The sequence below is a fragment of the Streptomyces sp. NPDC021019 genome (assembly GCF_044333295.1).
Lineage (GTDB): Bacteria > Actinomycetota > Actinomycetes > Streptomycetales > Streptomycetaceae > Streptomyces.
The window spans coordinates 834220-853380 of sequence record NZ_JBIRQR010000001.1 but is presented as its reverse complement, the minus strand read 5'-3'; the positions used below and the strand labels follow the sequence as shown (position 1 = coordinate 853380).

The following is a 19161-nucleotide window of genomic DNA, read 5'->3' as shown; positions in this document are numbered from 1 at the left end:
ATGTGCGTGTACGCGATCGGGAACGGGTTCCAGACATGGAAATGGCTGGACAACAGTGTCAGTCAGGCGTTCGTGCTTGCATACGCACTGGCTGGAAAGCGGTTAGGGCAGTGGACCGCCGGGTGCACTGTGCTGGACGAGGCCCTCCCGCACTGGACGCCGATCCACTGACGCGCCGGGGCCCGACCTGCTGACGGGGCCCGGGCCGGCGCTGCTCGGCCTCGCGCTCCTTCAGCCCTCGCTCCCTCCGCCCGGCCGTGGGCATGGACCAGAGCTACCGGTCTTCCCGGTCCGGGGCGGTGGACCGTACCAGGGAGACGGGCTCCGTCTGCTGGTCGGAGGCGGAGACACGCGTGGTGTGGCGGGTGAGGCGCAGCCCCATGGCCGTGAGGACGTCCGTGTCGTAGAGCGCGCACAGGAGCGCCGCCGCGGCGGGCAGCGACAGCGGGGTGGCCGGATTGTGCCCGAGCAGGGCGGCCGTGTCCGGGTCGTCGACGACGGCCTGTCCGGCGTGGGCGAGCACCTGGCGGGGGTCGTCGACGACGAGCTCGTCGATCTGGATCCGCTGGGCGCGGACGCGCAGGTCGAGCGGGCGGGCCGGGGTGGGCCTCGGAATCTGGACGACGGACCGGAGCTTCGGGTGGGCCGGGCGGTTCAGGTGGGCCAGGTCGGTCAGGTCGGTCAGGTTGTTCATGCGGTGGGCTCCAGAGAACGGGCCGCCGGAACGACGGTGCGCGGAACGGCAGTGCACGGAACGGCTGGGGCGGGGTCGGGGCGGGGCCGGGATGAGAGCTGCTGGGGCCGAGGGCGGGGGCTGGCTGCGCACGGGGCTGGTGATGGGGGGCAAGATCGGCCCGGTCTCGCCGAGTTGGCGTGTGGTCGAGTCGGACATGCTTACCTTGAGAGCGCCGTGCGACCGTCGCAAGGTGCGCTGTGTGCACTGTGCGCAGACTGCGCGGAATGTCGGATAGATCGAGCCGAAACGGGACCGGAGCGGGACCGAAGCGGAACCGAAGCGGTACCGGAACGGGGAGGGGGAAGCCGTGGCGCGCGAGAGGTCGGGGCGGACGGCGCGGCATCTGGTCCTCGTGGCCCGCCTGCGCCGACTGCGGGAAGGCGCCGGCCTTTCCGTCTCCCAGGCCGCCACGCAGCTGGGGTGGCATCCCACGACGCTGCGGCGGCTGGAACAGGCGCAGACCTCCCTCGACGTGGGGCAGGTCTCCGCCCTGCTCGCCGCCTACGGGGCGGGCGCGGCGGAGGCCGACGACATCATGGGGCGGCTCAACGCGGCCAACATGCCCGGCTGGTGGCATCCGTGGCGCGATGCGATGGCACCCTGGCTGATGGATCTGATGAGCGTGGAGTCGGCGGCCGGCGTCGTACGCACCTGGGACCCGGCGCTGGTGCCGCTGCTGCTGCGGACCCCGGCCTACGCGATGGCCGTGGACGAGATCAGGTGTCCCGACCGGGACGCGGTCACGCGGCAGCGTCGGGCGGACTTCCTGGTCGAGCGTCAGAAACGGCTCCAGGAACAGCAGACCCGGCTCTGGGCCGTGCTCCCCGTCACCGCGCTGCGCGTCCGGGTGGGCGGCGACGCCGTGATGCGTGAGCAGCTCAGGAGCATCCAACAGCTGGCGGAGCGGGGTGATGTGACCGTGCAGTTGCACCCCGAGTACGCCCCGCCGCACCCGCTGACCGGGGTCCCGGCACTGACCCTCTACCGGGTGGAGATCCGGGAGATCGCGGACCATGTGGTGCGGGAGGGCGGGCTCCCCGGCACGGCGGAGGTGTGGGACAGCCCCCACCCCGTGCAGACGTATCAGGGAATGCTGGACGTGTCGTGCGTGATGGCGATGCGGCCGGCCCGAACAGGAGAGGTGTTACAGGATGAGTACGACCGGAAATGGGCCTGAACTGCCCGCGCAGATCGATACGAGCGTGGCGCACTCCGCACGTGTCTGGAACTACTGGCTCGGCGGCAAGGACAACTTCCCGGCGGACCGGTCGGCGGGCGACGCCTACCGTGAGAAGTACCCGCTGATCGAGACGTTCGCGAAGGAGTCGCGGGACTTCCTCCGCCGTACGGTCACCCACCTCGCCCGGGACGCCGGCATTCGCCAGTTCCTCGACGTGGGCGCCGGGTTGCCCACCGCGAACAACACGCACGAGGTGGCCCAGCGGATAGCCCCGGAATCCCGGATCGTCTACGTCGACCACGACCCCCTGGTGCTCCTGCACGTCCACGCGCTGCTGACCAGCACCCCCGAGGGCGCCACCGCCTACGTCGAGGCGGACATGCGCGACACCGGGACCGTGCTCACCGGGGCGGCCAAGACCCTGGACCTGACGCAGCCCGTCGCCCTCGTGATCAGCGACGTCCTCGGGCACATCGTGGACTGGGACGACGCCCTGTCCCTGGTGCGGCGGCTGGTGGACCGCCTGCCCTCCGGCAGCTACCTCTCGCTCAGCCACTCCACCGCGTCCGACGACGCCCACCGGGCCGTCCAGGACGAGTACAACGCGAGCGGCGCGATCCCGTACATCTTCCGGGAGCCGGAGACCACGATCGCGTTCTTCGAAGGGCTGGAGATGGTGGAGCCGGGCATGGTGTCCTGGCCGAACTGGCGGCCCGACGCGAACACCGGCACCACCACGGCCCGGGCCGGGTGGGGCGCGGTCGCCCGCATTCCCTGACCCACGTCCGCACCTGCCGCGCCGCGCACGGAACCTCCCGCGCGCGGCGCGCACGGCCCGCGGAGGCGCGCCCATGAGCAGCACAGGCACGACCGGCCACGGGGGCACCGGCCCGCGGGGTGCCCGGCACGAGCGGGAGGCGTCGGCCCGGCTGCTGCGGGCTGCGACGCTCTCCGGCGCGCACCTGATCGCCGAGGCCGCATCCCTGGTCCAGGGGTGGGCGGTACTGGCCGACCCCATCGCCGGGGCCGTCTACAGCACCCCCGCGGCCGCGGCGGCCGACGGCGTACACGCGGCCGCCGCGCCCCTCGAACACCCGCACTGCACGCGGCACCCGGCGGCCGGAGCCGTTCTCGTCCTGGCCCCGGCGCCCACCGTGCCCCCGGGGCACACCTGCCACGTCGCCACGACCACCGCGGCCCTCCTGGAAGTGCGGGGCCGGCGGGCGGCGGAGCTGCGGGGCGAACAGATGCGGCTGCACACCACCCTCATCCGGTTGCTGCTGGCGGGCCACACCGCCGCGGTCACCGAGACCCTCGGCGGGAACAGGCTCACGCATGTCACGGTCTACCGGCTCGCCGGCCCGGACCTGCCCACCGCCCACGAGGTGCTCTGGCGGGCCGCCCGCCCCTCCATCGCCCCGCACGCCGACGCCTGCACCCTGATCGGCCGACCGGACGCCGAACTGGTCGTCGCCGAGCTCCACCACGGCGGCGACGACGGGCGGATCCTGCGCCTGGTCTCCCGGCTGAGCGAACGGCATCACCTGCTCGCGGGCATGGCCGGGCCCCTGCCCCTGGCCGAGATGTCCACCGCTCACAGCGACGCCGCCGCCGCCCGGCACAGCGCCACTCCTGACTGCCGCGTCGTCCCCGCCGACGTCGTGGGCACCTCCCGGCTCGCCCCCCTGCTGCCCGCCGTCCCGTACGCCCGGTGGGCGGCATCCGTGCTGCGCCCGCTGGCCCCGGCCCACCAGCACCTCCTCCTGGTCTGGCTCCGCACCGGCAGCAAGCCCCGCGCCGCCGCCGCGCTCGGCCTGTCGGCCGGCACGGTCCGGGCCCGGATACGCGACCTGTCCCGGCTGCTCGGCGCGGACCTGGAGGACGCCACCGTGCAGGCGCATCTGCTGCTCGCCCTCCGCGCCCCCGCCCCCGACCTGGACGCCGACGCCGACGCCGACCTCAGCCCCAGCAGCCGTAGCCGCAGCCGCGGCAGCGACTGTCCGGCCGGTCCCGCCCCGCTGGAGGCACTGCCGGACGATCTCCTGGACACCGAGGCGGCCCGGAGCTGGGCCGTCGGCCTGGTCGGCGGTCTGGAGCCGCACCTGCGGATCGCCCTGGCCTGCTGGCTGCGCCACCACGCCCGGACCGCCCCCGCCGCGGCCGAACTGCACGTCCACCGCACCACCCTGGCCGGCTGGCTCACCCGGTGCGCCGAACACCTCGCGCGCAACCTCGCCGACGCCACCGTGCGCGCCGAGGTCCACCTCGCGCTGAAGGCCACCCGGAACGGTCCCGACGACCCGACGGCCCTCCCCCGGCGCGGCGGCCGCACCTACCGCCGCCTGTGACGGGCGTCGAGGGGGCGGCCTGTCTCAGGACGGCGCCTGGCCCGTCTCGAAGCGGCTGACGCGGTCACCGGCGACCGTGAAGACCCAGCGGGTCCGCATCGTGCCCCAGGCGTCGTTGGTGTAGTCGACGACGAGGCTGCGGCCGTCGTCGGAGGCGTCCACGACCTTCATGCGGCCGTTGGCCTTCGGGGAGAAGATCTCCTTCTCCGTCCAGGCCGCCAGGTCCCGTTCGCTGCCGTCGTCGGACATGGTGGCGTCCTCGGTGAGGACGTCGGCGAAGAAGGCGTCCCTGTCGCCCGCGTTCACCGCGGCGATGAACTTCTCCACCGCCGGGTCGCTGATCGATGAGGTCATCGTGTTCCTCCTCGGCGCATCCGGGAACGGGCGTCCCCGAGATCCTCACCGAGTCTCCGTCGGCACGCCCGCCGCCGCATGTCGGGCGTGCCGGACCGCATGACCCCGTGGGGCCCCACCAGGCAGACGGTTCACCGCAGGTCAGCACAGGCCCAAGAGCGTCCCCCGCGTGTCCGGAAAGGCCATTGACGTACGCGTACGGGTCACGAAGGATCACCGCGTGACGAACACCGAACAGCCCCCGCCCGCCTCCGGCCCGGACCGCCCCATCGCCCTCATCACCGGCGTCGGCCGCAGCATCGGCATCGGCGCGGGCATCGCGCGCCGGCTGGCGGCCACCGGCTGGGACATCGCCTTCACCTACTGGACGCCGTACGACCGCCGCATGGACTGGGGCGCCGAGCCGGGGGCCGCCGCGTCCATCGAGAGGGAGCTGGCGGAGACAGGGGCCCGTACGGCGGCGATCGAGGCGGACCTGACCGACCCCGACGCGCCGACGCGCATCTTCGACGAGGCGGAACAGCGCCTCGGCGGGCCGGTGACCGCACTCGTCCTCTCGCACGCGGAGTCGGTGGACTCGGGACTGCTCGACACCACCGTGGAGGCGTTCGACCGGCACTTCGCGGTGAACGCCCGAGCCAGTTGGCTGCTGATCCGCGAGTACGGGCTCCGCTTCCGCGGCACGCCCGGCGCCGTGCCCGGCACCCCGACAGGCAGGATCGTCGCGCTCACCAGCGACCACACCGTGGGCAACCTCCCCTACGGGGCGAGCAAGGGAGCCCTGGACCGCATCACACTGGCCGCCGCGCACGAGCTGGCCCACCTCGGGGTGACCGCGAACGTCGTCAACCCCGGCCCGGTGGACACCGGCTGGATGAACGACGAGCTGCGCGAGACCCTGGCGCGGGACACCCCGCTCGGCCGTCTAGGCACCCCGCTGGACACCGCCCACCTGGTGGGATTCCTGTGCTCCCCCGAAGGCCAGTGGGTCAACGGCCAGTTGCTGAAGAGCAACGGCGGCGCGGCGTCCTAGGCTCCTGTTCGTACCGCCGATCGCCGGGGCGCGAACCGGCACCTCACGCCCGTGCGTCCGAACAGGACGTAACGTCTAATCTGGCGTGGTCCATGTAGTGCACAGGGGGTCGTATGCACAACGAAGACAGGGCCGGCAGAGCGGGCGACGGGGCCAGGGGCCCCGAGGACCGCCGGTCGAACGACGACCCCAGGCAGCCGGACGCCGTGGCGCCGCAGGAGTGGCCGAGCACGCCGCCCCCGCCGCACGACGCGCCGCCCTCCCCCCGGACCGTGATCGACGGTCGCTACGAGCTGCTGGAGCCGATCGGCAGCGGCGGGATGGGCGAGGTCTGGAAGGCCCACGACCGGCGGCTGCGCCGGTTCGTCGCCGTGAAGGGCCTGCTCGACCGGAACGCGATGACCCCCGCCACGCAGACGGCGGCGCTGCAACGGGCGCGGCGCGAGGCGGAGGCCATCGCCAAGATCGAGCACCAGAACGTGGTGACGGTCCATGACCAGGTCGAGACCGACAACCAGGTCTGGATCGTGATGAAGCTGCTCGAAGCGAGGTCCCTGGGGGATCTGTTGGGCGGCGGCGGGGTCCTCGCCGTGCCGAGGGCCGCGAACATCGGGCTCCAGATCCTCCAGGGCCTGCAAGCGGTCCACGCGGCATCGGTCGTCCACCGCGACGTGAAACCGGGCAACGTCCTCGTACGCGACGACGGCCTCGCGATCCTGGTGGACTTCGGCATCGCCACCTTCGAGGGCGCGGACCGGGTGACCCGGTCCGGAAGCGTCATCGGCACCTCCTCCTACCTGGCACCCGAACTCTTCGCCCCCGCCTCCCCGGGCCCCACCCCCGCCTCCGACCTGTGGGCGCTGGGGATCACGCTGTACGAGATGGTCGAGGGCCGCGTGCCCTTCGCCGGGCACGAGGTCTGGGAGGTCCAGGAGAACATCCGGCAGACCCCCGACCCGGCCCTCCGCTACGCGGGGCCTCTCGCCCCGGTCATCCAGGGGCTGTTGACCGCGGACCCGCGGGAGCGCCTGGACGCGGCCACGGCCGAGGCGATGCTCCGTGAGGTGCTCGCGGACCCGTCCGCGTCGAACGCGGCGGTGGCCGCGTCGGCGACGCACCCGCCGACGGCCGTCTCCCCACCGGACCCCTCGACCCCCGTGCCGGTGCCCCCTCCCGCCGTGCCGCCGCCCGCACCGGCGCCGGTGATGCCCACGCCCCCGCCCGCTCCCGCGGCGGCGGGCGGGCCGCCCGGCCGGTACCGGGGCTGGAAGGCGGCCGCGGCGGTGGTGTGCCTGGCGCTGCTGGCCGGCGCGGGCTGGATGGCCTCCCAGGGCAGCGGCGAGAAGGGCGGGGGCGGCGACGACCGGGCGGGCTCGGTGCAGGGCCGGGGCGACGCCGAGGGTGCCGCCGGCAGCGGCAGCAAGGAGCGGTGGAAGGACACCCATCCCACCCTGAAGATCGGCGTCAAGGACGACCAGCCCGGGCTGAGCATCTTCGACAAGAAGACGCGTACGTACAAGGGTTACGACATCGACCTGGCGTACGCGATCGCCGAGAGCATGGGCTACGCCAAGGGCGAGGTCGCTTTCACCACGGTCGCCACGGACTACCGGAGCACCGCGCTGAAGACCAAGCAGGTGGACCTGGTCATCGCGTCGTACAGCATCACCCCCGACCGCAAGACCGCCTCTCCCGGCGGCTACAGCGTCGACTTCGCGGGCCCGTACTACGACGCGAGCCGGAGCTTCCTGGTCCGCGAGAAGTCGAGCAAGTACACGATCAACGACTCCAGCGACCTGGAGGACCTGCGCGTCGAGGTGTGCACGGCGCGAAAGTCGACGTACGAGACGGAGCTGCCGAAGCAGGGCTTCACCATGGCGAAGTCGCAGCCCAACACCTACCAGGACTGCCTGGACAAACTGCTGGACCCGAAGTCCGACGTCTACGCGGTGGCCTCGGACGACATCATCCTCGCCGGATACGTGAAGGCCAACCCGGGCAAGGTGCGGCAGCTGGAGCCCATCGAGGGCGCGGAGGGCTACGGCGTGGCGATGCGGCCGAAGACCCCGCTCCTGAAGGGCGAGGTGTGCTCGGCGCTCCGGACGATCCTGGCCGGCAGGGTCTGGGAGGACATGTACAAGGAGAACCTGGCCGACCTGGTGGGCAAGGAGAACCCGCCGGGCCGCCCGGACCTGACGGAGTGCGGGAAGTCCTGAGCGGGTCGCGTCGCCCCCGGTGCGCCGGGACTCGGGCCCGCGCCGCCCCTCAGGCTCAGCGCTCTGGCTCAGCGCTCTGTCTCGGCCCCCCGGGCTCAGCGCTCGGGGAACCGCTCCCCGCACCGGCTGCAGAAGACCGGTGCGGGGTCCTGGGACAGCCGCCCGCACTCCGGGCAGACCCGGTCCAGCATGCAGGGCCCCTCGCCGCCCTCGTACGCCCCGACCGGCGGCTTGATCGCCAGGCCGGGTCGGCGGCGGTGGACGGTGAGATACACCAGCCCGCCGGGCCCGGCGGCCAGCGCCCGTCGTGACGTGCGGGGCAGCCAGAGGACGGTGCTGGGCCGCAGCTCCAGGACCGGCCCGCCCTCCGCCGTCCTGACGCCCCCTCGGCCCTCCAGCACGACGAGGAGCACATCGAGCACGTCCTCCTGATGCTCACCGACCTCGGCGCCCGCAGGCAGGCGCACCAGATTGGCGTCCAACTCCCGTCCCGGCTCCGCCAGGTGCCAGAGCGCACCTCGATCGTCAGGTGCGGCCGAGGCGAGCAGTTCGTCCAGGACGGCGAGAATGCGGGGAGCGGCGTTCACGGTGTCCAGGCTACGCGGCGGCCGGGGTGGGCGCGCCGGCCGCCGCCACGCAGAACTCGTTCCCCTCCGGGTCGGCCATCACCACATGATGCTCGCCGACCTCCGCCAGCACGGACCCGCCGGCCGCCACCAGCCGTGCTGCCTCCGCCCGGACGCGGTCCCAGCGCTCGGCCGGGGTTCCGTGCCCCGGGATCCGCACGTCGATGTGCAGCCGGTTCTTCGCGGTCTTCGGCTCGGGGACCTTGAGGATGGAGAGCCGGGGGCCGACGCCGTCCGGGTCGCAGAGCCAGGCCACGTCGTCCAGCGACTCGCCCTCCGGCAGGTCGAGCTGGGCGAGCCACTCCTCCCGGGTCGCGAACCGCGGCGGCGGGGGCTGGTCCACGTATCCCAGGGCCGACTTCCAGAAGACGGAGAGGAGTTGGGCGTCGCTGGCGTCAAGGGTCAGATCGATACGCGCTGTCGTCATGGGCAGGACCGTACGGGACACCTCCGGCGATCGCATCCGCGTAACGTGGCCCACCGCCCACCGCCCACCGCCCGCCGCCCGCCGCCCGCCGCACCGAGGGGAACCACGCCGTGCACCGCGAACCGAACGACCCCTACCCCCCGATCGAACCGTACGGGAGCGGCCTGCTGGACGTCGGCGACGGCAACCAGGTGTACTGGGAGGTGTGCGGCAACCCGCACGGCAAGCCGGCCCTGGTGGTGCACGGTGGCCCCGGCTCGGGCTGCACGCCCCGCGCCCGCCGGTACTTCGACCCGGACCGCTACCGGGTGGTCTCTTCGACCAGCGGGGCTGTGGTCGCTCCACCCCGCACGCGAGCGACCCGGCGACCGACATGTCGCACAACACGACGGCACACCTGATCGCCGACATGGAACTCCTGCGGGAACACCTGGGCATCGACACGTGGCTGCTGTACGGCGGCTCCTGGGGCTCGACCCTGATCCTGGCGTACGCCGAGGAGCACCCGGGGCGGGTCACGGAGGCGGTGATCCCTGCGGTGACGACGACCCGCCGCAGCGAGATCGACTGGCTCTACCGGGGCGTCGGCCGGCTCTTCCCCGAGGCCTGGGACGCCTTCCGCGCGGGCGTCCCCGAGACGAGCGACCCGAGCGGCCTGGTCGCGGCGTACGCCCGCCGCATGGAGAGCGAGGACGCCGGCGTACGGGAGAGGGCCACGGCCGACTGGTGCGCCTGGGAGGACGCGGTCGTCTCGATGGAGGCGACCCCGGGCCCGCCCCCGTACGGCAGCCGCCCGGACCGCGCCCAGCAGGCGTTCGTCCGGATCTGCGCCCACTACTTCGCCCACGGAGCCTGGCTGGAGGAAGGCCGACTCCTCGCCCACGCCCACCGCCTGACCGGCATCCCGGCCGCCCTGGTCCACGGCCGCTTCGACCTGGCGAGCCCCCTGATCACCGCCTGGGAACTCGCCCGCGCCTGGCCGGACGCCGAGCTGACGATCATCGAGGACGCGGGGCACACGGGCGGTGCGGAGACCCGGCGGGCGGTCCTGGGGGCGCTGGACGGGTTCGCGGGGCGGTCGTGACGGACAGCGCCCGACCGCCGTCCCCTCGCGAGGGAGCGGTGGCCGGGCGTCGGTGCTTCCAGGGGTCGCCGGGACCTACCAGGCGAACGCCTCCGGCGACGGCCCCGGGCCCGGGAAGATCTCGTCCAGGCCCGTGAGCACGGCCTCCGGGAGGTCCAGTTCCAGGGCGCGCAGGGCGCTGTCCAGCTGGTCGGCGGTGCGGGGTCCGACGATCGGGCCCGTGATGCCGGGGCGGGTCAGCAGCCAGGCCAGGGCCGCTTCGCCGGGTTCCAGGCCGTGCTTGTCGAGCAGGTCCTCGTACGCCTGGAGCTGGGACCGGGTGGCGGGGTCGGCCAGGGCGTCGGCGGCGCGGCCCGAGGCGCGGCGGCCGCCCTCGGTCGTCTTCCTGATGACGCCGCCCAGCAGGCCGCCGTGGAGCGGCGACCACGGGATGACGCCGAGGCCGTAGTCCCGCGCGGCCGGGATGACCTCCATCTCGGCACGGCGCTCGGCGAGGTTGTAGATGCACTGCTCGCTGACCAGGCCGAGCGAACCCCGTCGGGCGGCCTGCTCGTTGGCCTGGGCGATCTTGTAACCGGGGAAGTTCGAGGAACCGGCGTACAGGATCTTGCCCTGCTGGACCAGGACGTCGATCGCCTGCCAGATCTCGTCGAAGGGCGTGTCGCGGTCGACGTGGTGGAACTGGTACAGGTCGATGTGGTCGGTCTGGAGGCGCTTGAGCGAGGCGTCGACCGCGCGCCGGATGTTCACGGCGGAGAGCTTGTCGTGGTTCGGCCAGGCGTCGCCGTCGGCGGCCATGTTGCCGTACATCTTGGTGGCCAGGACCACCTTGTCGCGCCGGCCGCCGCCCTGCGCGAACCAGGTGCCGATGATCTCCTCGGTACGGCCCTTGTTCTCGCCCCAGCCGTAGACGTTGGCCGTGTCGAAGAAGTTCAGGCCCGCGCCGAGCGCGGAGTCCATGATGGCGTGGCTGTCCGACTCGTTGGTCTGCGGGCCGAAGTTCATCGTCCCGAGGACGAGCCGGCTGACCTTGAGTCCCGTGCGTCCGAGCTGTGTGTACTTCATGACGCCCCAGCCAACTCCTTCGAGTCCACTCCAGGCAAGCATGTGTCCCGGACGCGCCGGACGGGCACGGCCTCCCGGCGGTCCGCCGGTATCAGCCGCCCAGGGCGGCCCCCACGGCGACGACGACGAACATCAGCACGAGCACGGCCGCCATGATGCGGTTTCTGGTCTTCGGGTCCACCCTTCGAGCGTAACGGCACCGCTCACCCGCCGAGCGCCCAGGCCCGTACCGTCTCGTAGCGCGGCCGCTCCCCCGGCACGCCGGACACCGGTGGATCGCTCCGTACGAGACTCAGCTCACCGGCCTCCCAGCGTTCCCCCTCGAACCCCGCCAGCGCCGCGGTGAAGGGCCTCAGGTCCGCCTCGCCCCGGCTCCGGGCCAGCGTGAGGTGCGGGGCGTAGCGGCGGTGGTCCTCCATGGGCAGCCCGGCCCGCCGGGCGGCGGCGTCGGCGCGCTCGGCGAGCAGCCGCAGTGTGTCGAGCCCGCCCGCCGCCCCGGCCCACAGGGCCCGCCCGCCGAAGTGCCCCGCACCGTGCACCCGGAGCGGAAAGGGCCCGGTGCGGTGGGCGGCCCGTTCCAGGCGCGCGTACAGCTCCGGGAGGACGTCCTGGGGGACCTCGCCGTAGAACGCCAGTGTGTAGTGCCAGTCCGCGGGCCGCGTCCACCGCAGGTCCCCCGCGCCGGGCAGCGCGTGGAGCGGGGCCAGCGCGGCCCGGAGTCCGGCGACGGCCGCGGCGGGCGGCAGGACGGCGGCGAAGAGGCGCTGGGCGGGCGGACGGCCCGAGCTGTGGCTGCTCATGCGCGCGAGTCTGGCAGGTCCGGGCGTGTCCGGGACGCCGGGCCTGTCGTCGGCCTCACCTCGACCGTCGTCGGCCTCGTCCTCACGACCGACGCCTTCCCCCGCGACTAGACCCGCGACCGAACCCGCGACCGACCCCGCCCGGACGTACGGGAACCGCCCTCCTCCCGGACCGGGAGGAGGGCGGTTCCGTGCGGGTCATGCCGCCGTCGCCAGCTGCTCGCGCGGGACGAAGCGGACGTGCGGGCGGCCCGGGCGGAGGTCGACCTTCAGGCGGAGGCCGCCGACGCGGGCGAGGGCGAAGCCGACGCCCAGAGCGGCGATCACCGAGATCGCGCCGCCGGCCGCGAAGCCGGTGCGGGCGCCGTACGTGTCGCTGATCCAGCCGACGATCGGGGCGCCCACCGGCGTACCCCCGGCGAAGACCATCATGTACAGGCTCATCACCCGGCCCCGCATCTCCGGGTCGGCGGCCATCTGGACGCTCGTGTTCGCGGTGATGTTCGTGGTCAGGCCGAGCATGCCGATCGGGACCAGCAGGATCGAGAACAGCCAGACCGACGGGGACAGCGAGGCGGCGATCTCCAGCAGCCCGAACGCCGTGCCCGCGATCACCAGCATCCGCAGCCGGGTGGAGCGGCGGCGGGCCGAGAGCAGTGCGCCGGCCAGCGAACCGGCCGCCATCAGGATGTTGAAGAACGAGTACAGGCCCGCGCCGCCGTCGAAGATCTCGTCGGCGTAGGCGGTCAGCCAGATCGGGAAGTTGAAGCCGAAGGTGCCGACGAAGCCGACCAGGACGATCGGCCAGATCAGCTCGGGGCGGCCCTTCACGTAGCGCAGGCCCTCGCGGAGCTGCCCCTTGGCGCGGGGGACGGTCACCGAGGCGTGCAGCTCGGTGGTGCGCATCATCAGCAGGCCGATGAGCGGGGCCAGGAAGGAGAGCCCGTTGAGCAGGAAGGCCCAGCCACTGCCGACCGTGGTGATCAGGACGCCCGCGACGGCGGGGCCGATGAGCCGGGCGGACTGGAAGTTCGCCGAGTTCAGGCTGACCGCGTTGCGCAGCTGCGCGGGGCCGACCATCTCGGAGACGAACGACTGGCGGGCCGGGTTGTCGACGACGGTCACCATGCCGAGGAGGAAGGCGACCAGGTAGACGTGCCAGACCTCCACGACCCCGGTCAGGGTCAGGACGGCCAGCGCGATGCCGCACAGGCCGAGCAGGGCCTGGCTGACGAGCAGGATCTGCCGCTTCGGGAGGCGGTCGGCGAGGACGCCGCCGTACAGGCCGAAGAGCAGCATGGGAAGGAACTGGAGGGCCGTGGTGATGCCCACGGCCGTCGCGGAACCCGTCAGGCTCAGCACGAGCCAGTCCTGCGTGATGCGGGACATCCAGGTACCGGTGTTGGAGATCACGGCGCCCGTGGCGAACAGGCGGTAGTTACGTATCTTCAGCGACGAGAAGGTCCCGCCGGTCTTGCTCTCGTGGGTGGAAGTCGGTGCGGGGGCGGAGTCTGCTCCGGATCCCGTACTCAAAAGGGTTCGCCTCCTCGGGCGTCTGCGGCGTTCGGTCCGACGAGGACGTGACGACGGGCGCTCCGGCGGTGATCCGGTCCGGACCGGCTGGTGCTTCCGGTCCGGCGGCGGACCACCGTCGGCGCGCCCGCGGGGTCACAGGTGGGCGAGCTTCTCCAACACGGGCGCGGCGGCCCGAAGGGTCTCCCACTCGTCCTCGTCCAGGCCCTCGGCGAGGTGGGACAGCCAGGCGTTCCGCTTGGTGCGGCTCTCCGCGAGCATGGCCTCGGCCTGCTCGGTCTGGCTGACCCTCTTCTGCCGACGGTCATCGGGGTGCGGTTCCAGCCTGACCAGCCCCTTCGCTTCCAGCAGCGCGACGATGCGGGTCATCGACGGGGGCTGCACGTGCTCCTTGCGGGCCAGCTCACCGGGGGTGGCCGAGCCGCAGCGGGCAAGGGTGCCGAGCACCGACATCTCGGTGGGGCTCAGCGACTCGTCGACACGCTGGTGCTTCAGGCGACGGCCCAGCAGCATCACGGCGGAGCGGAGGGAGCTCACGGCGGCGGCACTGTCGCCGTCGTGGATCAGGTCAGGCATGTTTGTTAGCGTAACTCATTACCCAATCTAAATACCACCTGGTGGTACACGCGCGAGAAACCGATCACCCGAACGAGTGAGTTAGAAGCGGAAAGTGACGCAAAGAGCGCTCCGGGGCGGCGACCCTGCTGGACATGGGATCGACAGTGCTCAGCCTGCGGATAGACGGTGAGCTGCTCGACCGGCTCCGGCAGCACGCCGCGAAACGCGGAATGAGCGTCCAGGACTACGTGGTCCGGACGCTCATTCGCGACGACTTCGACGAACGCTTCACGGCGGCCGTCGAGGAGACGGAGAAGTTCTACGGCGCCCCCGGGGGAAGCGTGACGCCTCCGGTCGACTCCAGGAGGAGCGTGACGCCACCGATCACGTGAGACCGGCCGACGGCAGCACGGAGAACCTGATCACGTGAGACCGGCCGACGGCAGCACGGAGCACCCGATCACGTGAGGCCGAGCGCCGGCATCGCGTAGTAGAAGACGAACACGGCAGAGACCGCGTACATGGCCACCGGCACCTCACGGCCGCGCCCGGCCGCCAGGCGCAGCACGGAGAAGGCGACGAAGCCGATGCCGATTCCGTTGGTGATCGAGTACGTGAACGGCATCATCACCATCGCGAGGAACGCCGGGACCGCGAGCGTGAAGTCGCTCCAGTCGATGTCCCGCACCGAGCCCGCGATGATCAGGAAGCCGACCGCCAGCAGGGCGGGGGTGGCCGCCTGCGACGGGACCATGGTCGCCAGCGGTGTGAGGAACAGCGCCACCGAGAAGAGCAGACCCGTCACCACGCTCGCCAGTCCGGTGCGGGCGCCTTCGCCGACGCCCGCGGTGGACTCCACGAAGCACGTGGTGGCGGAGGAGGAGCTGCCGCCGCCCGCGGCGACCGCGATGCCGTCCACGAACAGCACCTTGTTGATGCCGGGGAAGTTGCCTTCCTGGTCCATCAGCTTCGCCTCGTCGCCGACGCCCAGAATGGTGCCCATCGCGTCGAAGAAGCAGGACAGCAGCACGGTGAAGACGAACAGGGCGCCGGTCAGGACGCCGACCTTCTCGAAGCCGCCGAACAGGCTGACCTCGCCGAGCAGCCCGAAGTCCGGCGCCGAGACCGGGTTGCCCGGCCACGCGGGCGTCGTCAGGCCCCACGCCCCGTCGGGCAGGCCCGCCACCGCGTCGATGACCAGCGCGAGAGCCGTCATGGCGATGATCGAGATCAGGATCGCGCCGGGCACCTTGCGCACGATCAGCGCGAGGGTGAGCAGCGCGCCGAGGACGAAGACGAGCACCGGCCAGCCGTCGAGGTGGCCGCTGCCGCCGAGCTGGAGCGGCACGGTGGTGTGCGCGGCGTCCGGCATGCGCGAGACGAAGCCCGAGTCGACGAGGCCGATCAGCAGGATGAAGAGGCCGATACCGATCGCGATGCCCTTGCGGAGCGACTTCGGCACGGCGCTCATCACGCGTTCCCGCAGTCCGGTGGCGACCAGCAGCATCACCACGATGCCCGCGAGGACGACCATGCCCATCGCGTCCGGCCAGCTCATCCGGGGAGCGAGCTGGAGCGCGACGACCGTGTTGACGCCGAGACCCGCGGCGAGTGCGATCGGCACGTTGCCGATGACGCCCATCAGCAGAGTGGAGAACGCGGCGGACAGCACGGTGGCGGTGACCAGCTGGCCGTTGTCGAGCTGGTTGCCGTACATGTCCTTCGCGCTGCCCAGGATGATCGGGTTGAGCACGATGATGTACGCCATCGCGAAGAACGTGGCGAAGCCGCCGCGGAACTCGCGGGCAACGGTCGACCCCCGCTCGGAGATCTTGAAGAACCGGTCCAGGCTGCCCTGGGACTGCGGAGTCGCGGGGGGCGGGGAGTCGACCGGAGCGGTGGCCGAGGGGGGCATGGGTGACCTCAGTCGTACGTAGAGGAGTGGACGCGATGGGACGGAAAGGTGATCGAAATTGGATGTTCAAACGAACAAATCGAGCCAACCCAAAGCAGATTCAGTATGAATACATCAAGCGAAGATCGCTATCTCCGCGCGTAGACCCGCGCGCCCCTTGGGTCGGCCGGGCCGTACACCCGCGACCCGGTGGCCCCATACACTGAACGCATGGAGAAGTGGACCCCGAAGCACGAGGCGCCCGAACCCCTGGAGGGCCCCGTCGTCGCCACCGTCGTCGGCGGCACGATCCTCTGGTGCGTCCTCTTCCTCGCCCAGCTCCCCTTCTACGGCTGGTTCGCCGACCGCGGCCACACCTGGTGGGTGTGGACCCCGCTGGCCGGGGCCGGACTCGGCCTGATCGGCATCTGGTACGTCCGGGGGCGCGACGCCGCCCTCAAGCGCCACGCGGCCAAGGCCGAGGCCAAGGACGCCGCGGGGGCCGCGGCGACGGACAGCGCGCTGGGCGGCGGGCCGACGGGCCGCGGCGACCGGACCGCCTGACCAGCACCGCCTGAACGAACCGCTCGACCGATTCCCTCCGTCCGGTCCGTCCGGTCCGACCGACCACGTCACCTCGCTCCCGTCCGTACGACCACGGGACCGTCTTCGTCCTCCCCTGGTCGGATCTTCGACCGCTCCGGTGGGTGATTCGGCACGCACGCCCGTACCGTCGGACCCATGACGCAGCGGGCACTCGATTCCTCCGGGGAGCAGCACACCCCCGGAACCTCCCGGCCGGCCATGATCGACGCGGGGGCGGAACTCGACCCCGTGCACCCCATGGAGCCACCGCCGGCCCGTCGGCCGGACGGGCTGAGCACCGCCGAGGTCGCCGAACGGGTCGCGCGCGGCGAGGTCAACGACGTCCCCGTACGTTCTTCGCGCTCCGTCACCGAGATCGTCCGGGCCAACGTCCTCACCCGGTTCAACCTGATCATCGGCGTGCTCTGGGTGATCATGCTGTTCGTCGCGCCGATCCAGGACAGCCTCTTCGGCTTCGTGATCGTCGCCAACACCGGCATCGGCATCATCCAGGAGTGGCGGGCCAAGAAGACCCTGGACAGCCTCGCGGTGCTCGGCGAGGCGAAGCCGACCGTACGGCGCGACGGGGTCGCCGCCGAGATCTCCACCTCCGGGATCGTCCTCGGCGACCTGATCGAGCTCGGCCCCGGGGACAAGGTGGTCGTGGACGGCACGGTCGCCGAGGCCGACAGCCTGGAGATCGACGAGTCGCTCCTCACCGGGGAGGCCGACCCGGTGATCAAGCAGGCCGGCGACCCGGTGATGTCCGGCAGCTTCGTCGTCGCGGGCGGCGGCGCGTTCACCGCGACCAAGGTGGGCCGCGAGGCGTACGCCGCACAGCTCGCCGAGGAGGCGTCGCGCTTCACGCTCGTCCACTCGGAGCTGCGCAGCGGCATCAGCACGATCCTGAAGTACGTCACCTGGATGATGGTGCCGACCGCGATCGGACTGATCATCAGCCAGCTGGTCGTGAAGGACAACGACTTCAAGGACTCCGTCGCCCGGACCGTCGGCGGCATCGTCCCGATGATCCCCGAGGGTCTGGTCCTGCTGACCTCCGTCGCCTTCGCCATCGGCGTCGTACGGCTGGGCCGCAAGCAGTGCCTGGTGCAGGAGCTGCCCGCGATCGAGGGCCTCGCCCGGGTCGACGTGGTCTGCCTGGACAAGACGGGGACCCTCACCGAGGGCGGCATGGACGTCACGGAGGTCCGGCCGCTCAACGGGAGCGACGGGGCGTACGTGACGCGGGTGCTGCGGGCGTTCGGCTCCTCGGATCCGCGGCCCAACGCCAGCCTCCAGGCCATCATCGACGCGTACCCGGCGGGTGGCGGGGACGGGCGCCCGCCGACCGGCGACGGCACGCGCCCGACGGCCGACGACGGCGCGCTCCCGGCCGCCGACGACGGCGTGGAGCACTGGACGGTCACCGACGCGATGCCGTTCTCCTCCGCGCGCAAGTACAGCGGCGCGGCTTTCGCCGAGGCCGACGGAACGGCCTCCGCCTGGCTGCTCGGCGCCCCCGACGTCCTGCTGTCCGAGGGCGACGCGACCCTCACCGAGATCGAGCACCTCAACGAGCAGGGCCTGCGGGTGCTGCTGCTGGCCCGCGCCGAGGGGGAGCTGAGCGCGCCCGGCGCGGCGGCCGGAGCCGCCCCCACCGCCCTGGTCGTCCTGGAGCAGCGGCTGCGGCCGGACGCGGGCGACACGCTCGCCTACTTCGCCGACCAGAACGTGGCCACCAAGGTCATCTCCGGCGACAACGCGGTCTCGGTCGGGGCGGTCGCCGGGAAGCTGGGCCTCGCGGGCGCGGAGAACACGCTGGACGCCCGCAGGCTGCCCACCGATCCGGACGAGATGGCCACGGCCATGGAACAGAACGCGGTCTTCGGCCGGGTCACCCCGCAGCAGAAGCGGGACATGGTGGCCGCCCTCCAGTCGCGCGGCCACACGGTCGCCATGACGGGTGACGGAGTGAACGACGTCCTTGCCCTCAAGGACGCCGACATCGGCGTCTCGATGGGCTCGGGCTCGGAGGCGACGCGGGCGGTGGCGCAGATCGTGCTGCTGAACAACAGCTTCGCGACGCTGCCCTCGGTGGTCGCCGAGGGCCGCCGGGTGATCGGCAACATCACCCGGGTCGCGACGCTCTTCCTCACCAAGACGGTCTACTCGGTGCTCCTGGCGATCCTGGTGGTCTGCACCCAGGTGGAGTACCCGTTCCTGCCGAGGCACCTGACGCTGCTGGCCACCCTGACCATCGGCGTCCCCGCGTTCTTCCTGGCGCTCGCGCCCAACAAGGAGCGGGCCCAGCCCCACTTCGTACGCCGGGTCATGCGGTACGCGATCCCCTCGGGCGTCATCGCGGCGGCGGCCACCTTCACGACGTACCTGGTGGCGCGGCACCACTACAGCGGCGAGGGCGCGCTGGCGGCCGAGACGAGCGCGGCGACGCTGACCCTGTTCCTGGTCGCGATGTGGGTGCTGGCGATCATCGCCCGCCCGTACACGTGGTGGCGGGTCGGCCTGGTGGCGGCGATGGGGCTCGGCTTCCTGATCGTGCTCGTGGTGCCGTGGCTCCAGGACTTCTTCGCACTGAAGCTGGTCGGCACGACCATGCCCTGGGCGGCGGTCGGCATAGCGGTGGCGGCGGCCGCCCTGCTGGAGTTCGTCTGGCGCTGGGTGGGGCGGCGCTTCGGGATGTAGGGCGGGATGCGGGGCGGAC

Annotated in this window: 17 protein-coding genes and 1 pseudogene; 9 read left to right on the top strand and 9 right to left on the bottom strand. The window is 72.2% G+C overall.

Translation table 11 applies throughout. The features are described from left to right. Positions 1 to 274: 274 nt before the first annotated feature. The gene (locus ACH4RG_RS03945) at positions 275 to 694 is read right to left on the bottom strand and encodes a hypothetical protein (RefSeq protein ID WP_397919382.1); all 420 of its coding nucleotides are present in this window, start codon (positions 692 to 694) and stop codon (positions 275 to 277) included. A gap of 349 nt (positions 695 to 1043) precedes the next feature. Between ACH4RG_RS03945 and ACH4RG_RS03940 the strand changes: the two genes are divergently transcribed. The 3 genes from ACH4RG_RS03940 to ACH4RG_RS03930 all read left to right on the top strand — a co-directional run bounded on the left by ACH4RG_RS03940 (position 1044) and on the right by ACH4RG_RS03930 (position 4264). Next, positions 1044 to 1913 carry a helix-turn-helix domain-containing protein gene (locus ACH4RG_RS03940; protein WP_397919380.1) on the top strand — a complete coding sequence of 290 codons (870 nt, stop codon included), beginning with the start codon at positions 1044 to 1046 and terminating at the stop codon, positions 1911 to 1913. Continuing rightward, the gene (locus ACH4RG_RS03935; RefSeq protein ID WP_397919378.1) at positions 1888 to 2694 is read left to right on the top strand and encodes an SAM-dependent methyltransferase; all 807 of its coding nucleotides are present in this window, start codon (positions 1888 to 1890) and stop codon (positions 2692 to 2694) included. The genes ACH4RG_RS03940 and ACH4RG_RS03935 overlap by 26 nt, the downstream gene beginning before the upstream one ends. Positions 2695 to 2767: 73 nt before the next feature. Further along, positions 2768 to 4264 (top strand): helix-turn-helix domain-containing protein, encoded by a 1497-nt coding sequence (locus tag ACH4RG_RS03930; protein WP_397919376.1) that lies wholly within the window; start codon positions 2768 to 2770, stop codon positions 4262 to 4264. Positions 4265 to 4288: 24 nt separating this feature from the next. On the opposite strand, the gene ACH4RG_RS03925 is transcribed toward ACH4RG_RS03930, so the two are convergent. After that, positions 4289 to 4618: a nuclear transport factor 2 family protein gene (locus ACH4RG_RS03925; RefSeq protein WP_018958711.1), complete on the bottom strand. Its 330-nt coding sequence runs from the start codon at positions 4616 to 4618 to the stop codon at positions 4289 to 4291. Positions 4619 to 4838: 220 nt separating this feature from the next. Here ACH4RG_RS03925 and ACH4RG_RS03920 point away from each other — a divergent pair, with 220 nt between their 5' ends. Together ACH4RG_RS03920 and ACH4RG_RS03915 are read left to right on the top strand one after the other, a co-directional pair. Next, positions 4839 to 5651, top strand: a complete 813-nt coding sequence (locus ACH4RG_RS03920) for an SDR family oxidoreductase (protein ID WP_397927592.1) — start codon at positions 4839 to 4841, stop codon at positions 5649 to 5651. A gap of 113 nt (positions 5652 to 5764) precedes the next feature. Beyond that, positions 5765 to 7867, top strand: coding sequence for a serine/threonine-protein kinase (locus ACH4RG_RS03915; protein ID WP_398539074.1), 2103 nt, complete (start codon positions 5765 to 5767; stop codon positions 7865 to 7867). Positions 7868 to 7962: 95 nt separating this feature from the next. Here ACH4RG_RS03915 and ACH4RG_RS03910 read toward each other — a convergent pair whose 3' ends face one another. Continuing rightward, the gene (locus ACH4RG_RS03910; RefSeq protein ID WP_397927591.1) at positions 7963 to 8454 is read right to left on the bottom strand and encodes a hypothetical protein; all 492 of its coding nucleotides are present in this window, start codon (positions 8452 to 8454) and stop codon (positions 7963 to 7965) included. A gap of 10 nt (positions 8455 to 8464) precedes the next feature. Further along, the gene (locus ACH4RG_RS03905; RefSeq protein WP_398539073.1) at positions 8465 to 8920 is read right to left on the bottom strand and encodes a VOC family protein; all 456 of its coding nucleotides are present in this window, start codon (positions 8918 to 8920) and stop codon (positions 8465 to 8467) included. A 110-nt stretch (positions 8921 to 9030) separates the two neighbouring features. On the opposite strand from ACH4RG_RS03905, the pseudogene pip reads away from it, so the two are divergent. Further along, positions 9031 to 10004: pseudogene (gene pip, locus ACH4RG_RS03900) on the top strand (prolyl aminopeptidase). Between the two features lie 75 nt (positions 10005 to 10079). Here pip and ACH4RG_RS03895 read toward each other — a convergent pair. From ACH4RG_RS03895 to ACH4RG_RS03880, 4 genes are all read right to left on the bottom strand, one after another. After that, positions 10080 to 11069, bottom strand: coding sequence for an aldo/keto reductase (locus tag ACH4RG_RS03895; protein WP_397927590.1), 990 nt, complete (start codon positions 11067 to 11069; stop codon positions 10080 to 10082). Positions 11070 to 11272: 203 nt separating this feature from the next. Continuing rightward, positions 11273 to 11869, bottom strand: coding sequence for an RNA 2',3'-cyclic phosphodiesterase (thpR, locus tag ACH4RG_RS03890; protein WP_397919362.1), 597 nt, complete (start codon positions 11867 to 11869; stop codon positions 11273 to 11275). 198 nt (positions 11870 to 12067) lie between these two features. Continuing rightward, on the bottom strand, positions 12068 to 13402 hold the full coding sequence (locus tag ACH4RG_RS03885) for an MFS transporter (protein ID WP_397919360.1): 1335 nt from the start codon (positions 13400 to 13402) through the stop codon (positions 12068 to 12070). Between the two features lie 135 nt (positions 13403 to 13537). Next, positions 13538 to 13978 carry a MarR family winged helix-turn-helix transcriptional regulator gene (locus tag ACH4RG_RS03880; RefSeq protein WP_007452526.1) on the bottom strand — a complete coding sequence of 147 codons (441 nt, stop codon included), beginning with the start codon at positions 13976 to 13978 and terminating at the stop codon, positions 13538 to 13540. A gap of 134 nt (positions 13979 to 14112) precedes the next feature. Here ACH4RG_RS03880 and ACH4RG_RS03875 point away from each other — a divergent pair, with 134 nt between their 5' ends. After that, positions 14113 to 14352 (top strand): hypothetical protein, encoded by a 240-nt coding sequence (locus ACH4RG_RS03875; protein ID WP_397919359.1) that lies wholly within the window; start codon positions 14113 to 14115, stop codon positions 14350 to 14352. A 68-nt stretch (positions 14353 to 14420) separates the two neighbouring features. Here the strand turns inward: ACH4RG_RS03875 and ACH4RG_RS03870 are convergent, their stop codons facing one another. After that, complete coding sequence (locus tag ACH4RG_RS03870) at positions 14421 to 15875, bottom strand: NCS2 family permease (RefSeq protein WP_397927587.1); 1455 nt, start codon at positions 15873 to 15875, stop codon at positions 14421 to 14423. A 210-nt stretch (positions 15876 to 16085) separates the two neighbouring features. Here ACH4RG_RS03870 and ACH4RG_RS03865 point away from each other — a divergent pair, with 210 nt between their 5' ends. Further along, positions 16086 to 16418, top strand: a complete 333-nt coding sequence (locus ACH4RG_RS03865; RefSeq protein WP_398161686.1) for a DUF2530 domain-containing protein — start codon at positions 16086 to 16088, stop codon at positions 16416 to 16418. Between the two features lie 177 nt (positions 16419 to 16595). Then, positions 16596 to 19142, top strand: coding sequence for an HAD-IC family P-type ATPase (locus tag ACH4RG_RS03860; protein WP_397919354.1), 2547 nt, complete (start codon positions 16596 to 16598; stop codon positions 19140 to 19142). The last annotated feature ends 19 nt before the right edge of the window (positions 19143 to 19161 follow it).